At 62.8% G+C, this 20928-nt stretch carries 16 protein-coding genes; 9 read left to right on the top strand and 7 right to left on the bottom strand.

The annotated features are described in order from the left end of the window. Positions 1-11: 11 nt before the first annotated feature. Positions 12-1022 (bottom strand): sugar ABC transporter substrate-binding protein, encoded by a 1011-nt coding sequence (locus tag AQS8620_RS09880; protein WP_085836704.1) that lies wholly within the window; start codon positions 1020-1022, stop codon positions 12-14. Positions 1023-1196: 174 nt separating this feature from the next. Here AQS8620_RS09880 and AQS8620_RS09875 point away from each other — a divergent pair, with 174 nt between their 5' ends. The 8 genes from AQS8620_RS09875 (at position 1197) to AQS8620_RS09840 (ending at position 12266) form a co-directional block, all read left to right on the top strand. Next, positions 1197-2372, top strand: a complete 1176-nt coding sequence (locus tag AQS8620_RS09875; RefSeq protein WP_085836703.1) for an ROK family transcriptional regulator — start codon at positions 1197-1199, stop codon at positions 2370-2372. A 529-nt stretch (positions 2373-2901) separates the two neighbouring features. Beyond that, positions 2902-4170 carry an urea ABC transporter substrate-binding protein gene (gene urtA / locus AQS8620_RS09870; protein ID WP_085836702.1) on the top strand — a complete coding sequence of 423 codons (1269 nt, stop codon included), beginning with the start codon at positions 2902-2904 and terminating at the stop codon, positions 4168-4170. A 242-nt stretch (positions 4171-4412) separates the two neighbouring features. Beyond that, positions 4413-6311 (top strand): urea ABC transporter permease subunit UrtB, encoded by a 1899-nt coding sequence (urtB, locus tag AQS8620_RS09865; RefSeq protein WP_085836891.1) that lies wholly within the window; start codon positions 4413-4415, stop codon positions 6309-6311. A gap of 1 nt (position 6312) precedes the next feature. Next, on the top strand, positions 6313-7545 hold the full coding sequence (urtC, locus tag AQS8620_RS09860; RefSeq protein WP_085836701.1) for an urea ABC transporter permease subunit UrtC: 1233 nt from the start codon (positions 6313-6315) through the stop codon (positions 7543-7545). Continuing rightward, the gene (gene urtD / locus AQS8620_RS09855) at positions 7542-8282 is read left to right on the top strand and encodes an urea ABC transporter ATP-binding protein UrtD (protein ID WP_085836700.1); all 741 of its coding nucleotides are present in this window, start codon (positions 7542-7544) and stop codon (positions 8280-8282) included. Before urtC ends, urtD begins: the two co-directional genes overlap by 4 nt. Before the next feature lie 9 nt (positions 8283-8291). Continuing rightward, positions 8292-8987 (top strand): urea ABC transporter ATP-binding subunit UrtE, encoded by a 696-nt coding sequence (gene urtE / locus AQS8620_RS09850; RefSeq protein WP_085836698.1) that lies wholly within the window; start codon positions 8292-8294, stop codon positions 8985-8987. Between the two features lie 106 nt (positions 8988-9093). Then, the gene (locus AQS8620_RS09845) at positions 9094-9669 is read left to right on the top strand and encodes a hypothetical protein (protein ID WP_085836697.1); all 576 of its coding nucleotides are present in this window, start codon (positions 9094-9096) and stop codon (positions 9667-9669) included. Positions 9670-9695: 26 nt separating this feature from the next. Continuing rightward, the gene (locus AQS8620_RS09840) at positions 9696-12266 is read left to right on the top strand and encodes a methyl-accepting chemotaxis protein (RefSeq protein WP_085836696.1); all 2571 of its coding nucleotides are present in this window, start codon (positions 9696-9698) and stop codon (positions 12264-12266) included. Positions 12267-12365: 99 nt separating this feature from the next. Here AQS8620_RS09840 and AQS8620_RS09835 read toward each other — a convergent pair whose 3' ends face one another. Both AQS8620_RS09835 and AQS8620_RS09830 read right to left on the bottom strand, forming a co-directional pair. Next, positions 12366-14945, bottom strand: coding sequence for an ABC transporter permease (locus AQS8620_RS09835; protein WP_085836695.1), 2580 nt, complete (start codon positions 14943-14945; stop codon positions 12366-12368). Further along, the gene (locus AQS8620_RS09830) at positions 14942-15700 is read right to left on the bottom strand and encodes an ABC transporter ATP-binding protein (RefSeq protein WP_085836694.1); all 759 of its coding nucleotides are present in this window, start codon (positions 15698-15700) and stop codon (positions 14942-14944) included. The genes AQS8620_RS09835 and AQS8620_RS09830 overlap by 4 nt, the downstream gene beginning before the upstream one ends. Positions 15701-15773: 73 nt before the next feature. Between AQS8620_RS09830 and AQS8620_RS09825 the strand changes: the two genes are divergently transcribed. Continuing rightward, positions 15774-16388 carry an arylesterase gene (locus tag AQS8620_RS09825; RefSeq protein WP_234990445.1) on the top strand — a complete coding sequence of 205 codons (615 nt, stop codon included), beginning with the start codon at positions 15774-15776 and terminating at the stop codon, positions 16386-16388. 2 nt (positions 16389-16390) lie between these two features. Here AQS8620_RS09825 and ccoS read toward each other — a convergent pair whose 3' ends face one another. From ccoS to AQS8620_RS09805, 4 genes are read right to left on the bottom strand one after another with little or no spacing between them, the layout of a single operon-like run. Then, complete coding sequence (gene ccoS / locus AQS8620_RS09820) at positions 16391-16549, bottom strand: cbb3-type cytochrome oxidase assembly protein CcoS (RefSeq protein ID WP_085836691.1); 159 nt, start codon at positions 16547-16549, stop codon at positions 16391-16393. Next, complete coding sequence (locus tag AQS8620_RS09815; RefSeq protein ID WP_085836690.1) at positions 16546-18744, bottom strand: heavy metal translocating P-type ATPase; 2199 nt, start codon at positions 18742-18744, stop codon at positions 16546-16548. The genes ccoS and AQS8620_RS09815 overlap by 4 nt, the downstream gene beginning before the upstream one ends. A gap of 6 nt (positions 18745-18750) precedes the next feature. Further along, positions 18751-19248 (bottom strand): FixH family protein, encoded by a 498-nt coding sequence (locus AQS8620_RS09810; protein ID WP_085836688.1) that lies wholly within the window; start codon positions 19246-19248, stop codon positions 18751-18753. Beyond that, entirely contained in the window at positions 19245-20819 is a 1575-nt protein-coding gene (locus AQS8620_RS09805) for a 4Fe-4S dicluster domain-containing protein (protein ID WP_085836687.1), read from the bottom strand. Before AQS8620_RS09805 ends, AQS8620_RS09810 begins: the two co-directional genes overlap by 4 nt. Positions 20820-20928 lie beyond the last annotated feature (109 nt).

Here is a 20928-nt window from a genome sequence, read left to right as displayed (position 1 = left end):
TTAGGCGGGAATTAGCCCCAGCACTTGCCGAGCGCTTCCTCGGAGGTGATCGAGGGGATGCCCTCGACGGGCGCATCTGTCACCAGCTCGACGCCGGTGTTCACGAAATCAAGGCCGTCGGTGTTTTGCGGCTTTTCGCCGGTTTCCGCATAGGCTTTGATCGCTTCGATGCCCTTGGAGGCCATCAGCAGCGGGAACTGCATGGAGGTTGCGCCGATCACGCCGTCCGCGACGTTCTGCACGCCCGGGCAGCCGCCATCGACGGAGACGATCAGCGCCTGATCTTCAAGACCGACCGATTTCAGGGCCTCATAGGCACCCGCAGCGGCAGGTTCGTTGATGGTGTAGACCACGTTCACACCGCTGTCTTTTTGCAGCAGGTTTTCCATGGCGGTGCGCCCGCCCTCTTCGTTGCCGTTGGTCACGTCGTTGCCAACGATGCGTGCGTCATCTTCGTCACCCATTTTGGTGGGGTCTTTGATGTCGACGCCAAAGCCCTGCAAGAAGCCGTTGTCGCGCAGGTAATCCACGGAGATTTGCGAGGGGTTGAGGTCGAGCAGCGCGATTTTCGCCTCCGACGTGTCGCCCATCGTGGCCGCGGCCCACTGGCCGATCAGCTCACCGGCAAGGAAGTTGTCGGTGGCAAAGGTTGCATCTGCCGTCTCGGCAGGCTCAAAGGGGGTGTCGAGGGCAATCACAAGCAGACCTGCGTCGCGGGCCTGACCCACAACGGGAGCCAAAGCGCGGCTGTCGGAGGGGGTGATCAGAATGCCTTTCGCGCCCGCAGCGATGCAGGATTCAACGGCGGCGATTTGAGTTTCCACGTCGCCGTCGATTTTGCCGGCGAAAGTGTTGAGATCAATACCGTTTTCAGCCGCCGCTGCCGAGGCGCCTTCTTTCATTTTCACGAAGAAGGGGTTGGTGTCGGTTTTGGTGATGAGGCACGCAGTGGTGTCAGCAGCAAAGGATGCGCCGGACATGGATGCAAATGCGAGGGCCGTACCGGCCAGAAGTTTTTTCATGGTATTCCTCCCAGAAATTGGGTGCCAACTCCCCTTGGCCCCTTCATGTCCTGTGCCACTCGGGCCATCAGGATTGCCCACAAGAAACCCGATTCACCGCAACACGTCAATAAATAAATCTACTTGATTTATTAATTAAACCGGAGGCTAGATGTGATCAGGAGGAGACAGAATATGGACGGAGACCAGATCACCGCCATCAGCGCTGGCGTGAACCAGCGCGGGGTACGTGACCATAACGAACGGCTGATCATGACGTTGCTGCAACGCCATGGCGCCATGCCCGGCAGCGATCTTGCACGCCTGTCCAACCTGTCTCCCCAGACCGTTTCGGTCATCCTGCGCAAACTGGAAACCGACGGGTTTCTTGAACGTGGCGAACCGGTTCGCGGCAAAGTGGGCAAGCCGTCCATCCCGATGAAACTGGCCGCTTCGGGCGCGTATTCCATCGGAATGAAGGTCGGGCGCCGCTCTGCCGATCTGGTCATCATGGACTTGCACGGCGCAATTCACGGGCAAAGCCAGCTCACCTACCGCTACCCGATGCCCGACCTCATTCTGGGCTATCTGCGCGAGGGAATCACCAAGCTGACCCTTGGCCTGCCCGCCGACCATCGCAACCGCATCACGGGCATCGGCCTTGCGGCGCCCTTCGAGATCTGGAACTGGACCGAAGCCCTCGGCGCGCCGCCCGAAGAATCGGTGACATGGCGCGATGTGGATATCGTCGCGCGGATCGCGGAGTTTTCCGACCTGCCCGTCTACATCGAAAATGACGCAACTGCCGCCTGTCGGGCCGAACATGCCTTTGGCCGGGGCCGCGCCTTTCGCGACTATGCCTATTTCTTTCTGGGCTCGTTTATCGGGGGCGGTGTGGTGCTCGACAACTCGGTTCTGGAGGGCCATCAGCGCAACGCCGGCGCCTTCGGGTCGCTGCGCACCGCAGACGCCGCAGGCAATCCGCGCCAACTGATCGACACCGCGTCGATCTACCTTCTGGAAGCCGATCTGGTGATGGCGGGGAAAGACCCCAGCATCCTGTGGCAGCAACCGCAGGACTGGACCACCATCGAACCTTTTGTCGCAGCATGGATCGAACGGACGGGGCGCGAAATTGCCCGCGCATCGATTTCCGTCTGCGCCGTCATCGACTTCGAGGCCATCGTCATCGACGGCGCTTTTCCAACGGATGTGCGCGCGCGGCTGGTCGAGGTGGTGCGCGACAGCTTCGCGTCGCTCGATACACGCGGGCTGATCCCGCCGCGCATCGAACAGGGCAGCGTCGGCGGCAATGCGCGCGTGATCGGCGGGGCGAGCGCGCCGATTTTCGCGCAATATTTCCTGAACTAGCCCTGAAAACCCCGCCGCGTGCCCCCGCGCGGCGCAGCCTGCGGTGCGCCTGTCCGCAGCCGCCAAGGCGTTGGCCAAGACCCCGCCAACAAGAGGCGCACCGATTCCTGCACGCGCAGAAATCAGGCATTTTGCACAATTATTGACCATCGGCGCATTTATTCATCGCCGCATCAATGCCCCCTTTACACCGTCTTAACAGAGCGCCGGTTCCGAGCGAGCCGCACCAAGCCCTGCCCCGCGACGTGCATCTGCGCAGGGCCGGTCCTGAAAAAAACTACAATCTTTTATGCGCTTTACTCATCTCCGCGCACGGCAAAAGCGCCCCGCACCCCCCACAGGGAATCACGGGCGTGCCGGGGCCTCAGGCCCGAACCCGCCCCCGCGCGCCTCCGGTCGGCCCAGTGGCTGTGCCAAAATTTTCGACAAGACAAAACCCCGTGACCTCCCGCAGGGTCATCCACGGACCGAGGCACAGGCTCGACGCCGCGCCACGTCCAACAGGGAAAAATAAACTGGGACATCTACCATGAAAAAGCTTCTCGCGACCGCCAGCCTGAGCGTTCTGGCCGCCACGACCGCAGCACATGCCGACATCAAAGTCGGCGTCTTGCACTCGCTCTCCGGCACGATGGCCATCTCCGAAACCACGTTGAAAGACACCGTTTTGATGCTCATCGAAGAGCAGAACAAAAAGGGCGGCATCAACGGCGAAATGCTGGTGCCCGTGGTCGTGGACCCCGCGTCCGACTGGCCGCTGTTTGCTGAAAAAGCCCGCGAGCTGATCACCGTCGAAGGCGTTGACGTGATGTTCGGCTGCTGGACCTCCGTGTCGCGCAAATCGGTACTGCCCGTGATCGAAGAGCTCAACGGCCTGCTGTTCTACCCCGTGCAATACGAGGGCGAGGAATCGTCCAAAAACGTGTTCTACACCGGCGCGGCCCCGAACCAGCAAGCAATCCCCGCCACCGACTATTTCCTCGAAGAACTGGGCGTCGAGAAATTCGCGCTGCTGGGCACCGACTATGTCTACCCGCGTACCACGAACAACATTCTTGAGGCCTACCTGGGCGACAAGGGCATCGCGGACGACGATATTTTCGTGAACTACACCCCCTTTGGCCATTCCGACTGGTCGAAAATCGTTTCCGACGTTGTGGCACTGGGCGCGGACGGCAAAAAGGTCGGCGTGATTTCGACCATCAACGGCGATGCGAACATCGGCTTTTACAAAGAACTCGCCGCGCAGGGCATTTCGGCCGATGACATCCCCGTCGTCGCCTTCTCGGTGGGCGAGGAAGAACTGTCGGGTCTCGACACCTCCAACCTTGTCGGTCACCTCGCAGCGTGGAACTACTTTGAATCCGCTGACACCCCCGAAAACGAGACCTTCATCGAGGCGTGGCATGCGTTCACCGGCGACGACACCCGCGTGACCAACGATCCCATGGAAGCCACCTACATCGGCTTCAACATGTGGGTTCAGGCCGTTGAAGCCGCCGGCACCACCGATGTGGACGCCGTTGTCGATGCGATGGTCGGCCAGACTTTCCCCAACCTCACCGGCTCCACGGCGGAAATGCTGCCCAACCACCACCTCACCAAGCCGGTTCTGATCGGCGAGATCCTTGAGGATGGCCAGTTCGACATCATCAGCCAGACCGATCCGGTTCCCGGCGATGCCTGGACCGACTTCCTGCCGGAATCTGCAGTGCTGACCTCCGACTGGAGCGAACTCGACTGCGGGATGTACAACACCGAAACCGAGACCTGCGTTCAGGTCAAATCGAACTACTGATCGGCCTTTGCATGATCCTGACGGGAGCCTCTTTGCGGGCTCCCGTTTCGCCCCCTCCTCCTCAGTCAGGCGACCCCATGATTTTCAAGACTTCCGGACGGCTTGCCGCGCTTTTGTGCGCCCTTGCCCTTGCCCATGGCACAGCGGCGCTGGCGCAAGATGGCGCGCCCACGCAAACAGAGACACCACCTCAGGCCAGTGAGGCACCCGGTGAGGCACCCGGTGCGACAGCCAGTGCGGCGATGCCCGCGCTTTCGCCCATCCAGTCCCTGTTGCAAGCCAACCGCGACCTCATCGAGGCCGCGTCGCGGCGTACCATCCAGCCCGCAATCGATGCCCTTGCCACCTCCGGCCTGCCCCAAGCGCAAAGCGTGCTGGAAAAATGGCAAGCGCGCGAGATGTGGCAGCGCGACAGCGACGGTTTGTTTTTCTACGCAGAGGAAGTGGACCGCGACACGCTGCGGATTTTTGATTTTTCGACCGGCGAGCCCCTTGGGGACATGCCCGAGGATGACTTCACCCAGCTCAAGCCCAACTCCGGCATTCGCGGATTGATGGGGGCGGCTCTGGTGTCCTTCCAGCTCAATTCCGACGATCCGGCCGTGCGCGGCGCGGCTTTAGCGGGCATCGAACGCGACGGCGACGCCTCGCATCTGGCCCCGCTGCGCAGCGTTCTGGACAAAGACATGGATGCGGCCAATCGCGCCCGCGCCGAGCGGCTGGAACGCCTGTTAACCGTGCGATTTGGCGAGAGTGACGCAGAGCGCGTCGAGGCGATTGGCTATTTCAACGGCGATCTGGGGGTCGATGCGCGCGCCGCGTTGAACCCGCTGGTCGCCACCACCCTGCGCGTCGGCACAACCCTGCCCGAGGGCGGAAATGTCGCGCGCACGCTCAAAGTCGGTTCGGACGCCCTGCCGCGCCTTGAGGCCTACGCCTTGCTGGTCGACAACGACCTTGCGCCGCCGCTCCTTACGGTGGCGGACAACCGCGCCGCGCTTGAGGCCAATATCGTTGATGGTCAGGTCGGCGGCATCGCCGTTGCCGATCTCGACAGTGATGAGACCCGCGCGCGCGCCTATGCGGCCTTGGCCGCCGAGGGCACAGTGCCGCTGGCCGCAACGCCGGATGAAATCGACACCATTCTGGACGGCTTTACCTTTTACGAGACCTTCGCAGAACCCTCTGCGCTGGTCACGGATGCGGCCAGCGACGCGTTGACAGGGATCGGTACGAAAGTGGGCTTTAACCAGTTCCTCGATCTGTCGCTGGACGGGCTGTCGCTGGCCTCGATCTATTTCCTTGCCGCCATCGGCCTTGCCATCACCTTTGGCGTGATGGGGGTGATCAACATGGCCCATGGCGAATTCATCATGATGGGCGCCTACACGGGCTACGTGGTCCAACAGATCATTCCCGACTACACCCTGTCGCTGATCGTTGCGATTCCGGCCGCCTTTGCCGTGACCTTCGCGGCCGGCGTGGCGATGGAGCGGCTGATCATCCGCTGGCTCTACAACCGCCCGCTCGAAACGCTGCTTTCGACCTTCGGGGTGTCGATTGCCCTGCAACAACTTGCCAAGAACATCTTTGGCACCCAGGCGCGCCCTCTTACCTCGCCCTCCTGGCTGGATGGGTCGTTCCAGCTCAACGATGTGGTGGGGATTTCCTACATCCGCATCGCGATCTTCGTGCTGGCGTTGATTTTCCTTGGGATTTTCCTGTTCATCATGAAGAAAACCCGACTGGGTCTGGAAACCCGCGCGGTGACGCAAAACCCGCGCATGGCCGCCTCCATGGGGATCAACCCCGACCGCGTGAACATGCTGACCTTTGGCCTTGGCTCGGGCATTGCCGGTATCGCCGGTGTCGCCATCGGGCTTTATGCCAAGGTAACTTCCGAGCTTGGGGCGGATTACATCGTCCAGTCCTTCATGACCGTGGTCGTGGGCGGGGTTGGCAACATCTGGGGCACGCTTTTGGGCGCGACCATGATCGGCTTTTTGCAAAAGGGAATCGAGTGGTTCAATCCGGCCAATACGCTCGCCGCCCAGACCTACATGATCATTTTCATCATCATTTTCATCCAGTTCCGTCCCAGAGGCATCATCGCCCTCAAGGGCCGCGCGGCGGGAGACTAACATGCAAAATACTTTCTTTGCCAAGAACCCCTCGATCCTCATCTTTATCGGCCTGCTGGCGCTGTTCACGCTCTTTGTGACCGTCGGCTCCGAGGCCACCGGAATGGGCTTTATTTCCACGTCTTTCGTGAAAACCCTCGGCAAGACCCTGTGCCTGTGCCTGATCGCTCTCGCGATGGATCTGGTCTGGGGCTACATCGGCATCCTGTCGCTCGGGCATTTCGCCTTTTTCGGCCTTGGCGGCTACATGATCGGCATGTGGCTGATGTACGAGCGCACCCGCGACATCGTCATGGGTTCCTTGATGAACGCGGCCCTGCCCCCCACCCCGACCGAAATCCGCGACGCCATCGGCGGGCAGATTTTCGGCGTCGTCGGATCGAACCAATTCCCCGCTGTCTGGGCCTTTGCCCATAGCCTGCCGCTGCAACTGATCCTTGTCGTGCTGGTGCCGGGCCTTTTGGCGCTGGTGTTTGGCTGGCTCGCGTTTCGCAGCCGCGTCACGGGCGTCTACCTGTCGATCCTGACCCAAGCGATGACGCTGGCCCTCTCGCTCTACCTCTACCAGAACGAAAGCGGGTTGCGCGGCAACAACGGCCTGTCGGGCCTGCAAAACCTGCCTCACCTCGACGCAGTGCCCCAATCGCTGATCTCGATCTGGTTCTTCTGGGCCTCGGCGCTGGCGCTGGCGTTGGGCTATCTGCTCTGTGCCTGGGTGGTGTCGGGCAAATTCGGCTCGGTCATTCGCGGCATCCGCGACGACGAGCAGCGCGTGCGCTTCATGGGCTATTCGGTCGAGGGCTATAAACTCTTCGTCTTTGTCCTCACCGCCGTGATCGCAGGCATCGCCGGCGCGCTCTATTATCCGCAGGCGGGTATCATCAACCCCGGAGAAATGGCGCCGATTGCCTCGATCTACCTCGCGGTCTGGGTCGCCATCGGCGGGCGCGGACGGCTTTACGGCGCCGTGCTTGGCGCGGCCTTTGTCAGCCTCGTCTCCACCTGGTTCACGGGCGGTCAGGTGCCGTCCATCCCGCTTGGGTTCTACACCGTGGACTGGGTGGATTGGTGGCTGGTCCTCCTGGGCCTGTCCTTTGTGCTGGTCACGCTGTTTGCCCCGCAGGGCATCGGCGGTCTGGTGGACCTGATCGCGGGTAAACTTGCTCCCAACCGTCACGGCGCGCCGCTTGGCCCCGATCAAGGGTCGTTGCGCGAAGAGGAGGCCGAAAAATGAGCCAGCTTCTGGAAGTGTCCGGCGTCTCCGTTTCTTTTGACGGGTTCAAGGCGATCAACAACCTGTCGTTTTCCATCGGTGAGGCCGAAATGCGTGCCATCATCGGGCCCAACGGCGCGGGCAAGACCACCTTCATGGATATCGTGACCGGCAAGACCAAACCCAACGCCGGAACGGTGCTTTGGGGCGAGATGTCGCGCAACCTGATCGGCATGAACGAGGCAAAAATCGCGCGCATCGGCGTGGGCCGCAAATTCCAGCGCCCCACCGTGTTCGAGGACCAAAGCGTCTTTGACAACCTGATGATGGCCGTCAAAAACACCCGCGCGCCCTGGTCGGTGCTGTTTTTCAAACCCAAGTTCAAAGACATCGCCAAGGTCGAGGAACTGGCCTCGGAAATCGGCCTCTCCGACCAGCTCAAACGCAAATCGGGCGAACTGAGCCACGGGCAAAAACAGTGGCTCGAAATCGGCATGTTGCTGGCGCAGGACCCGCGCTTGCTGCTGGTTGATGAACCGGCGGCGGGCATGACTCTGGCCGAGCGTGAACACACGACCGACATTCTCAAACGCACCGCCAAGACCCGCGCGGTCGTGGTCGTCGAGCATGACATGGAATTCGTGCGCCGTCTTGAGTGCAAGGTTACCGTGTTGCACGAGGGGTCGGTTCTGGCCGAAGGGTCACTGGACCATGTTACCGCCAATCCGCAAGTCATCGAAGTCTATCTGGGACGCTGAGGAACCAACATGCTCAAGACTGAAAACCTCACGCTGCACTACGGCGGATCGCAAATCCTGCATGGCCTTTCGATCGAGGCGAAAGTGGGCGAGGTCACCGTGATCACCGGCACCAACGGGGTTGGAAAGACCTCGTTTTTCAAGGCCGTGTCAGGCACGCACCCTGCCTCCTCCGGCAAGGTCTGGCTGGATGGCAAGGATGTCAGCGGTCAGCCTTCGCACCAGCTTGCCCATGGGGGAATCGGCTATGTGCCTCAGGGCAGGATGATTTTCCCCCTGCTCACCGTGCGCGAGAACCTCGAGACCGCCTATGCCTGCCTGCCACGCTCCGAGCACCATATCCCCGCTGAAGTTTTTGAACTTTTCCCGATTCTCAAAGAGTTTTTACATCGGCGCGGCGGCGATCTTTCAGGGGGGCAACAGCAACAACTTGCCATTGCGCGCGCGATGATGACCAAGCCCAAGGTGCTGCTGCTTGACGAGCCGACCGAGGGCATTCAGCCCAATATCATCCAGCAAATCGGACGCGTGATCGAGTATCTGCGCGACCAGGGAAACATGGCGATTATCCTTGTCGAACAATACTTTGAATTCGCCTATGCCCTTGCTGATACCTTCTATGTGCTCACGCGCGGCGCTGTCTCGCTTGAGGGGCGCAAAGGCGTGCTCACCAAAGAAGAAGTCATGGCCTCTGTGTCCGTCTAGTCGGGACACGCGCGAAGGGCGCGGGGTACATCGGGCGGGATTAAGCGAAAAATAGGAAATTGGTCCTAGGCTGCAGAAGAATTTTTTGCACCCGAAAGGCTGATCCATGAAACTTTCCCTCGTCTATGCGCTCGCCCTGAGCAGCCTGACCGCAACTGCGGCGCAGGCCACCGATTTCACCGCTGTCTTGCAAACCTACCTCGACACCGAGGTCAGCACTTGGGCCGCGAGCCCTGAAATCGTTGCCGCGTTGAAGGCGCAAAACGCGGTCACTGCGGATTTTGATCAGGCCAAAATCGACGCACTGGATGCCGAGTGGCGGGCGACGGTGGCCTCCCCCGACACGCCGATCATCGCCGATGTGCTCAATGATCCGCTGTCGGACTATCTGCGCGGCGTGATGATGCAGGCAGGCGGGCAGATCGCCGAAATCATCGTCATGGATGCCAAAGGCCTGAACGCGGGGATCACCGGCGTCACCTCCGACTACTGGCAGGGCGATGAAGCCAAACACCAGAAAACCTATGGCGCGGGCGCGAACGGGCAATTTGTGGATGAGGTCGAATTCGACGAATCGACCCAATCCTATGTCGGTCAGGTGTCTGTTGTGGTGGTCGATCCCGAAAGCGGTGCCCCCATTGGCGCTGTCACCGTCGGTGTCGACGCGGAATCCCTGCTCTAACCTTCGCTAGTTGATCGGAAAAGATTATGACCAAAGACTCCACACGCCCGAGAGGTCGCGGGCTGCGTTCTATCATTGCGAAAATGCTCGCCGCCGTGGTGCTGATGGGTCTCGTCGTCGTGGTGCCGCTGGTTTTGACAAATATCAAAACCGTCAATCAAACCGCCGGCACCGCCATCAAAGAGACGGGGCGCATGATGTCGCCCATCTTGGCGGATGCCGCGCGCGGCGCGGTCGCCTTTGGAAAATTCGACGCGCTGGAGTCTTTGGTCGCCTCGGTCAATGAAACGACAAGCGGAAGTCTGGTGCGGGTTATTTTGCTCAATGCCGACAGCGACGTGTTGTTCGAATTTGGCACCACGACCGGCACAGACACCGCCCTCGCGCAGGCGCTTGCCACCGCTTTGGACACGGGCGAGGAAGTGATTACCAGCGACGGGTTTGGCGTCGTGGAGCCCATCCTTGGAAACTCTGCCAGCGCGCCCATGGGCGCGATTGCCGCCGTCTGGTCAGAGACGGTCCTTTTGAACAAGGCCGGGGAAAACCGCCAAACCGCGCTGATGCTGGCAATTGGCATTTTCGCAATCGGCACTGTGGGACTTGGCGCAGTGATCTACTTCGACATTTCCAAACCCTTGGGAAAGCTCGCCAAAGCCGTTCAAGCGATTGCGCAAAAGGACTACACCACCACGGTCGCGGGTACGAAACGCCACGACGAAATCGGTGAGATCGCCAAATCCGTTGACCGGTTCCGAACCGATCTGGGCGACGCGGAAACGGCGTCCATCGAGGCAAGCTATCGCAGTTCGGCCTTTGAGGCCTGTTCTGCGGCGCTGATCGTTATTGACCGCGATTTGGAAATCAAATTCGCCAATGCCGCGTTTCAGAACATGATGACCTCCCACAGCGACGAATTGAAGCGCCGCATCCCCAAATTCGACCCCGAGGCAATTGTGGGTCAAAAAATCGACTTCTTTCATGGGCCCGACAACCGGTCGCACAGCATGCTCTCGCAGGCGACCAGCTGGCCGATGCTTGTGCCTGTCGAACTGGAAAACCTGAGCCTCGAGCTTGAAATCAATCCCGTCCGCGACGCAAGCGGCGCGCCCAACGGCTATGTTCTGGAATGGAAAGACACCACCAAAGCCTCCTTTGATTCGGCCATCATGGATGCGATTGACAGCAACCTGGCCTTTGCCGAATTCTCGAAAGACGGCAGCCTCTCGCACCAGAACACGAATTTTGCCAATGCGTTGAATGTCACCGCCCAAGACCTCAAGGGGCAGCGCTTTTCGAACCTCTTTGAAACTGTTGGCGACCTGACGCCAGAGGTGATCTGGGAGGCCGTCAGCGGGGGTGATCCTGTCACGGGGCAGTTCCATGTGTCCCTCAATGGCGGGAAAACCGCGATCTTTGATGGGTCGATCTGCCCGATCCGCACCGCCAGCGGCAAAACCAGCCGCGTTGTTCTGATGGCAAATGACATCACCGCAGCGCAAACGGCCATCGAAGCCGCGAACACCGCGCGGCGTGACTTCGAGGCCGCCCAAGGCCTTGTGGTCGAGCGCCTGCGCGATGGTCTGGCCCGCCTGTCAGGCGGCGATCTTACCACCGTGATCGAGGACCCTTTCTCCGCCGATTACGAAAGCTTGCGCCTCGATTTCAACAGCGCCGTCACGCGTCTTCAGGATGCAATCCTGAGCGTTGTGGAAAATGCCGATATGATCCGCGGCGAAGCATCGGAGATTTCCAATGCCGCCGACGATTTGTCACGGCGCACCGAAAAACAGGCCGCAACACTGGAAGAAACCGCAACAGCGCTGGATCAGTTGACAGCCTCTGTGCACACCGCAGCGGATCGCGCCAACCAAGCCAGCACGATGGTGGGCGATGCCCGCAAGAATGCCGAAGCCAGTGGCGACGTTGTGCGCGAGGCCGTGACGGCCATGAGTGAAATCGAAAACTCTTCGAACCAGATCTCCAAAATCACCTCCGTGATCGACGATATCGCCTTTCAAACCAACCTCTTGGCGCTCAACGCCGGTGTCGAGGCGGCGCGGGCGGGCGAAGCGGGCCGTGGCTTTGCCGTCGTCGCCTCCGAAGTGCGTGCCCTTGCACAGCGCTCCTCGGATGCGGCGCGCGAAATCAACCAGCTGATCACCGCGTCCAGTGGTCAGGTCACCCGCGGCGTGAACCTTGTGGATGAGGCGGGCGGAGCATTGAAAGGCATCGTCGTCTCCGTGACAAATATTGCCACGCAAGTCGAGGAAATCGCGATCTCTGCGCGCGAACAATCCAGTGGTCTCGCTGAAATCAACTCTGCCGTGAACCAGTTGGATCAGGTCACCCAGCAAAACGCCGCCATGTTCGAGCAAACAACGGCCGCCAGCCATGCACTCAACCGCGAGGCCGAAACCCTGTCGCGCACCACGGCGATTTTCACCGTCGCGACCACCCCAAGCGCGCGCAGGGCGCATCCGGCGCCCGCTTCAGTGCCGTCTCCGCCACGCCCCACTGCGCCGACGGGCCACCCCCAGGGCGCAGCAACGGCCGTGGCGCTGGCCCCTGACCCCGCATCGGATTGGGAAGATTTCTAGGCCCCGCACATGCCCGCGCCGCCCGTCCTGCCCCCCCCCGTCCTGTAAGGGCCAAGGGGCGTCAGGGCGGCGGCGCGGGCTAAGCGCCAGAGCGATACCTCAGTCGTCAGCGCGCAGAACCCGTGCTGGCGCACTGCGCAACGCCACCGAAATCACCCGCAGCGAGGCCAAGACCGACAGGCCAACCCCGATGCCGCCGATCAGACCTGCAATCACAAGATCCGGCACGAAATCGGCCTCCATCACGAAACGCATCACGCCCCAGGCGCCCGCCATGCCCAACCCCACCGACACAAGGGCCGCCGCCGCGCCCAAAAGGGCCGAGCGCAAGGCAAAACTGGTGAAAATCACCCGCCGCGATGCCCCCAGGGCTTTGAAGATGGCCGCGTCGTAGCGCCTGCGCCCCTCGCCTGCGGTGGCCGCGCCGATCAACACCAGCGCGCCGGTTACCAGCGTCGCACCGGCCCCCGCCAAGGAAGCCGCCGCCAAACTGCGGACGATATCGGCAACTTGTGCAATCGCGTCGCGCACCCCGATCACCGTCACATTGGGCATGTCGCGCCCCAAAAGGCGTGAAATATCGCCTTCAGCCGTCGTCGACGCATAGATCGTCGCGATAAATGTGTGGGGGGCGCCCGACAGGGCGGCGCTATTCATCGACAAAACGAAGCCCATCCCCGCGCCGGAAAAATCGACCGCGCGAAAACTGGTGACTTCGCCACGAATGTCGCGGCCCAGCACGTTGACCGTCAGCGTGTCGCCAAGCGCCAACCCGATTTCCTCGGCCTGCTCCTGCCCAAAGGAAATTTGCGGCGGGCCGCTGTAATCCTCGGGCCACCACGCACCGGCGGTAACTTCGGAATTGTCGGGCGGCAGGTCGGAATAGGTAATGCCGCGATCGCCGCGCACGACCCAGCTGTCGGGCGCCACTTCGGCGGCGTCCTGCCCGTTGATCTGGGTGATAATCCCGCGCAGCATCGGCGCGGTCTCCAGGCGATCCACACCGGCGGTGCCGGAAATTGCGCTTCGAAACGCCGCGATCTGGTCGCTTTGGATATCGACCACGAAAAAGGACGGGGCTTTGTCGGGCAAATCGCGCGTGATCGCCCCGCGAATGTTGGAATCGACCTGTCCGATTGCGCAGAGCACCGTCAGCCCCAATCCAAGCGACAGCACAACCGAGCGTGTTTCGGCAGGCGAGGCCGCAATCGAGGCAAGCGCCGCACGCAGGGCAAAGCGTTTGCGCACAAATCCCACCTGACTGAGGCGGCGCGCGAAAAACCGGATAGCCGCCGACAGGCCCAACAACACGCCAAAGGACACCACGACACCGGCGCAAAACCAGACCGCGAGTCGCGTCGATCCGGTAAAGACCACCGCCATGGCGACAAGGGCTGCAACAAGGCCCGCCAAGACGCAGAGGTAGCGCGCGCGCGGCCAGCCCGTGGGTCCGGCCAGCGCCGAGCGAAACAGGGCGGCAGGGCGAATATGTTCCGCTTGCGCCAAGGGCCAGAGCGTGAACAATCCCGCGCTGAGCACGCCGTAGGCCGCGGCCTGCGCCAGTGCGACGGGGTAGATGCCGGTGAGGATCGGCACGGGCGATCGGGCGGCGATCACCGGCATGACCGCCAGCGGAATCAGCGCCCCCAAGATCGCCCCCACCGCAATCCCGGCAAGGGCGAGCACAAAGATTTGCAGAAAATAGACTTGAAACACAAAACTTTGGCTGGCCCCGAGCGTGCGCAGCGTGGCGATCACACCGGTTTTGCGATCCAGATAGGCCCGCACCGCGGCCGAGACACCGACACCGCCGACCGCAAGCCCTGCAAGCCCGACAAGCACAAGGAAATCGGCCAGCCGGTTGACGAAACGCTCGACACCGGGGGCCCCGCGCCGCGCGTCCCGCCAGCGAAAGCCCGCACCGCCCAGCGCCTCGGTCGCGCGGGCTTCAACGGCGTCCAAATCCGCGCCCTCAGGCAGCAAGAGCCGATACTGGCTTTCGAACAACGTGCCCGCGCCGAGCAATCCTGCCGCCTGCAAATCACGCGTCAGCGCCAGAGTGCGCGGCCCCAGGGCGATGCCCCCGACCAGATTGTCGGGCTCGTTCACAAGGGCCGCCATCACCACGAAGGGCGCGCCACCCAGCGTGACCGGATCGCCCGCGACAACCCCGAGGCGTTCCATCAATTCGGGGGCCATGACCGCCCCTGCCAGACCGTCTTTGCCCGCGAAGGCCTGCGCGAGCGGCATGGGCGGGTCAAGTTCGACCGCGCCGATCAGCGGATAGGCCGCATCAACCGCTTTGATCTGTGTGAGGCTGCGCGCAGGACCGCTGCCCGCCCCCGCAGTAGACGCCCCCGCCGTGGCTGTCCTGTCCGCTGGCAGGTTGGCCGCGGCCATGGAGCGGAAATCGGCGGTTTCCGACAGGGCGGTGGTGTTTTCCTCCATCCACGCGCGTTCGCCCGGCGCGGCAAACCGGTAGGTGAATTCCATTTCCGCATCCCCGCCGAGCAGGCGTGCGCCCTGTTGGGCCAGCCCCGCCTCGATCCCGCTGCGCAGGCTGCCAACCGCTGCGATGGCCATCACCCCCAGCGCAAGACAGGCCAAAAAGATGCGAAAGTTGCGCAAACCGCCGCGCAGTTCCCGCCCGGCGTAGCGCGCGGCAAGGCGCAGGCTCATGCAGGGACCCCGGCGGCGAGAGGCGCACTTGTCCCTGCGCCCTCATGCACCCGCCCGTCGCGCAGTTCGATCACGCGGTCGCAGCGCGCGGCAAGATCGGGCGAATGGGTGACCAGCACCAGCGTCGCGCCGTGGCGCTCTTGCAGGCCAAACAGCATGTCCATGATCGCTGCGCCATTGGTTTCGTCCAGATTGCCGGTCGGCTCATCCGCCAGCAGGATATCGGGACGTGCAACGCTGGCCCGCGCAAGGGCCACCCTTTGTTGCTCGCCCCCCGAAAGCTGCGCGGGATAATGACTCTGGCGATGGCCCAGCCCGACAAGGTCAAGTTCCGCCTTCGCGCGGGCAAATGCGTCCTTCACCCCCGCCAGTTCCAGCGGTATGGCGACATTTTCCAGCGCTGTCATCGTCGGCACAAGGTGGAAGGATTGAAACACAACCCCCATATGATCCCTACGCAGGCGCGCCAGCCCGTCCTCGGACAACACCCCAAGGTCGTGGCCGAGCACCTGCACCATACCACCCGTGGCGCGTTCAAGCCCGCCCAGCAACATGAGGAGAGACGATTTGCCAGAGCCCGAAGGCCCGATCAGCCCGACCGAAGTTCCCTTGGCGATGGCAAGGGTGATGCCCTTGAGTATCTCGATCCGCCCCGCATTGCCATCCAGCGTAAGCTGCGCCTCTGACACGGAAATTATCGCATCCGCTGCATCGGCGCGCTCGATGGCGCGCAGGTCTGGGGTCGCTGGGGTCATAGGATCACTTTCTGCTTGGCTCCAAAGAGGATATGGGCGCTTGGCGCGGGCAAGCAAGGGGAGCCTGGCAATCGTGGTAACCACGGCGGGCCTGCTGGGCGCAGGCCCCGCGCTTGGGGATCCGCTACAGGTTCTGGCGCTGGGGGACAGTTTGACGGCGGGCTATGGGCTCGCGCGCGACAGCGGCTTTGTCCCGCAATTGCAGGCAGCGTTGGATGCGCGCGGGACCGATGTCGTCATCGTGAACGCGGGAGTATCGGGCGACACCACCGCGGGCGGACGCGCACGGCTGGATTGGAGCCTGACCCCCGACATTGACGCGGTGATCGTCGAATTGGGCGGCAACGACTTGCTGCGCGCGCTTGATCCGGCGCAATCCAAGGCCAATCTGGACGCGATTGTCGCCACGGCGCAGGCCCGCGACCTGCCGGTTCTGATCGCCGGCTTACAGGCCCCCGCCAACTACGGCGCTGCGTACAAAGCGGCGTTTGACGGGATGTTTCGCGACCTGTCGGTGCAATACGACACGTTGCTTTACCCCGACTTTTTCGCCGGCCTGCGCAGCACGGCGGATCGTGCCAGCGTGTTTCAGGCGGATGGCATCCACCCCAACCAGACAGGCGTCGCGCTGATTGTGGCCGACATTCTACCTCAGGTTGAAGCCCTCATCGCGCGCGCGCAGCCCTGACCTCAGGATTTGGGCGCATCGTCATAGGCCTGCGACAGAATGCGCTGCGCGTCGCCTTCAGGGTCATCGAACTGGCCGCTGCGGATCGCCCAGAAATAGGCGCCAAGCCCCACACCCCCGAGGAAAATCGACACCGGAATAAGGTAAACAAGAACAGTCATACCCTGCGCCTCGCGGTCGCGGCGCGGCGCAGGCGCACGGCGTTCAGCGACACCAGAACGGAGGAGCTGGACATGGCAATCGCCGCCGCAAGGGGCGTGGCAAACCCCGCCAAAGCCACCGGTACGGCGATCAGATTGTAGACCACCGCAACGGCGAAGTTTTCCTTGATCCGGCGGCGTGCAGACACGGCGACCTCAAGCGCCTGCGCGACCGGCGCAAGCGAGCGGCCCAACAGCACGATGTCCGACACGACCCGCGCAGCCTCAAGCGCCGAAGCCGGCGAAATCGACACATGCGCCCCCGCCAAAGCTGCGGTGTCGTTCAACCCGTCGCCCACCATCAGCACCCGTTTGCCACTGGCCGCCAGCGCCGCGATCCGCGCTGCTTTGGACTGGGGCAGACAGTCAGCCTCCCACGACACGATGCCCAAGCGCGCGGCGATCTGAGCGACCGCTTGCGCGCTGTCGCCCGATAGCAGCACCACCTGCTTGCCCTGCGCTTGCAAGCCTGCGACCAATTCCACCGCCCCCGCGCGCAGCTCGTCGGTAAACTCAAAGGCGCGCGCAGGGGCCTTCGCGATGACAAGCCAGGCGGCCGTCCCGCCCTGCCCGACCGCCCCCCCTGCCCAAGCGGCGCGGCCCAATCGCACGGTCTGCCCGCGCCAGAGCCCCTCGACCCCGAAACCTGCGACTTCGCGGATATCCGTGACCTGCGCCGCGCGATGCCCCGCCGCGCGGGCGGCCTCGCTCAGGGCAAGGCTGAGCGGATGGGCAGACCCCTGCGCCAAGGCCAGCGCCACACCGATTTCATCCGCACAAAACGCCGCAAGGTTGGTCAGCTGCGCTGTGCCCGTTGTCAGAGTGCCCGTTTTGTCAAACACCACCGTGTCGACCTCGGCGAGGCGTTCGAGGGCGGTGGCGGATTTGATCAACAGCCCCGCGCGAAACAACCGCCCCGACGCCGCAGTGACCACCGCCGGCACGGCAAGGCCAAGCGCACAGGGGCAGGTGATAATCAGGACCGCCACGGCGATATTGAGCGACAGGCGCAGGTCGCGCGACGCGGCAAACCACGCCACAAAGGCCAAAAGCGCCAGCAGATGCACCAGCGGCGCGTAGATGCGCGCGGCGCGGTCGGCCAGCGAGGTATAGCGGTTGCGGGCGGTTTCCGCCAAAGCCACAAGATCCGCGATGCGGTGCAGGCTGCTGTCGCGCCCCGCCGCCGTGACGCGCAGCACGAGCGCACCGGTCAGATTGACCTCCCCCGCCGTGACGCGATCACCGGTTTCAACAAGCGCCGGCAGGCTTTCACCCGTCAACCACGCGCGGTCCACCTCGGAGGTGCCGCTGATGACCACCCCGTCGACCGGCACCCGCGCGCCGGGAACAACGCGCACCGTCGCGCCGGGCGCAACTTCGGCCACGGGCACGATGCGGCCATCTTGCAACGTGGCGCGCGGCACTTCGAGAGCGGCCAACTGTTCGGCTGCAGAGCGCGCGAGCGAGCGGGTGCGAAAATCCAGATACCGCCCCGCAAGCAGGAAAAAGGTAAGCGAGAGGGCGGCATCGAAATAGGCTTGCTCGCCGCCCTGAACGGTCTCAAACAGCGACATGGCACAGGCCAACAGGATCGCCAGCGAGATCGGCACATCCATGTTCAACCGCCCCCCTTTCACCGCCCGCCACGCCGCGCCGAAAAACGGCTGCGCCGCAAAGGCCACCGCAGGCAGGGCAATGGCCGCCGACACCCAGTGAAACATGTCGCGCGTGGCCGCTTGCGCCCCCGACCAGATCGCGACCGACAACAGCATGACGTTCATCATCGCAAACCCCGCGACCGCGATGCGCGTCAGGATCGCACGGCCCCGTTTGTCGGTCTCGCTCGCCGCCAGGGCGTCGGGGTCCAGTTCATACGCCTCGAAGCCCACGCGTGTCAGCGCCTGCACCAATGTTTGCGCGGTGACCTGCGCGGCCGCATCGACCTGCACACGCTTGAGGGTCAGGTTCACCCGCGCCGCGCGCACACCCTCCTGTCGCAACAGGGTGCGCTCGACCCCGGTGATGCAGGCCGCGCAATGTATGGCGGGCAGCGAGAGGCAAAGGCGCGCCGTGCGCAAGGGCTGCGCGCGCGCCAGTTCCGCGGCCGCAGGCGCAGCCACACAGGCCGGACAAGCGGCAAAAGACACGTCAGCCATGAGGGGCTACCTTTGAATATCCAGAGGGATTTTTTGATGAAAGGGCGTGCCATCGGGTGCGATGGCGGTGACGCGCAGGTCCCAGTTGCCCGGCAGCAACGGGCCGATATGCGCCAGATAGACGCCGCCGTCGATCTGCAACTGCGGGCTGAAATCGGCAGCTTGCGTGGTGGCGCGACCAATGCTGACATTGAGCGCGCGCGGAACCACAACAGCCCCCTGCGCATCTGTGATCTCAAGGCGCAGCACCTCCTGTGCAACGCGCGCGTCTATCGTCCAGCCCAGCCGGATCTGGTTGGCGCGCTCGATGTCGAAGGTCTGGCTTGCGATGTAGGAATTCTTGACCTCAAGGCCGGGAAAGCTGCGGACCGCCTGGACGGCCATAAACAGGTTGACGGCGATGATCAGGGCAAAGGCGCACAGAGTGATCGCCAGAACATGCGTGCCCGTGAGGCGAAAACCGCTGTCGTGCGGGGGGCGGGCGGGACTGTCAGGCAGGGTCATGGTTGGGCCTCCTTTGCGTTGAACACAGTGGCGGTTGCGACCGACAGGCCGCTGATATCATCCGTCACGACCAGATCGATTTTGCTTCGATCCCGATGCGCGGCCAGCGTATGCGGGCCCGCAAGGACAAAGACCCGCGCAATCGCCATGGCATCGACACCCGCGCGAATGTGGTCGGTGTCAGAGCCTTCGACCACCACGCGCGCGCCCTCGATGCCGGTGACGGCAACGGAGAAATCGGTGGCATCCCCGCCCTTGTTGCGCACCCGCACATCATAGGCGTTGCGGATCGTGCCATCGGAAAGCGTGACGAAGGTCGGGTTGCGCAGCGGCGCAACGGCCACATCAAAAGGCGAGCGCAAGACCATGGCCACGACCAACCCAAGGCCGATCCCCGCCCAGAGCAGGCTGTAGAGCAGCGTGCGCGGGCGCAAGATATGCCGCCAGACCGATCTGGGCGCCCCACCGGCGCGCTCGCGGGTCTCATCGGTCAGCGCCATGTAGTCAATCAGCCCGCGCGGCTTGCCGATTTTATCCATCACCTCGTCGCAGGCGTCGATGCACAGCGCGCAGGTGATACATTCAAGCTGTTGCCCGTTGCGAATGTCGATGCCCATCGGGCAGACATTCACGCAGGCCATGCAGTCGATACAATCGCCCAGCGCTTGGACATGGTTTTGGGGCAGAGCCACCTGCGTCTGGGGCGCTTTTCGCAAGCCCGGCATCGGAGTAGAGCGGTATTTTGGCCCCGTGCTGTCCTGGGCTGCATAGGTCACAGCATCATGGGGCGCTTGGGCGGCCTTGCGCCGGATCTTTCCCTTGCCACGCGGCTCGCCGCGCCAATGGCGATAGCCCACAACCAGCGTGTCCTCATCCATCATCGCCGCCTGAATGCGCGGCCAGGGGCAGGCGTAGATACAGATCTGTTCACGCGCAAACCCGCCAAAGAAAAACGTTGTCGCGGTGAGTAACGCCATCGTGGTGTAGGCAATCGGGTGGGCTTCACCGCGCAAAAGGCCCAGCAAAAGCGTTGGCGCATCGGTAAAATAAAAGACCCAAGCCCCCCCCGTGGCAAAGCCGATCCCCAACCACAGCCCCCATTTCGTGAGCCGCAAGCGGGCCTTGTGCCAGGAGTATTTTTGGCGCCACAGGCGCAGGCGGGCGTTGCGGTCGCCCTCCACCCAGCGTTCGACGAGGACAAAGAGGTCGGTCCAGACTGTTTGCGGGCAGGCATAGCCGCACCACACCCGCCCCGCCGCCGAGGTGAAAAGAAACAGGCCAAGCCCCGCCATGATCAGCAATCCCGCCACGAAGTAGAATTCGTGGCTCCAGATTTCGATCATGAAAAAATAAAAACGCCGGTTGGCCAGATCTATCAGCACCGCCTGATCGGGCAAGGCCGCACCGCGATCCCAGCGCAGCCACGGGGTGACATAATAGATGCCAAGCGCAACAGCCATGATCGCCCATTTGAGGGTGCGGTACCGTCCTTTGACGCGCCGCGGAAACACGGGGACATGGGCAGCGTAGAGGTCTGTTTCCAAGCTGGAAGACGGGCTGGGGGGGCGCATGCAGCGGCCTTTTTACAAAGTAGCAATACCACCTTGTGCCCCCCTTTGTCCGCGCTTGCCTTGACACAGGTCAAAGCGCGCAAATGAAAACAGGCGCGAGCTTGTGCCC

Origin of the sequence: Aquimixticola soesokkakensis (assembly GCF_900172375.1) — a bacterium.
Classification (GTDB): Bacteria; Pseudomonadota; Alphaproteobacteria; order Rhodobacterales; family Rhodobacteraceae; genus Aquimixticola; species Aquimixticola soesokkakensis.
This window is presented reverse-complemented; position numbering and strand designations above follow the sequence as displayed.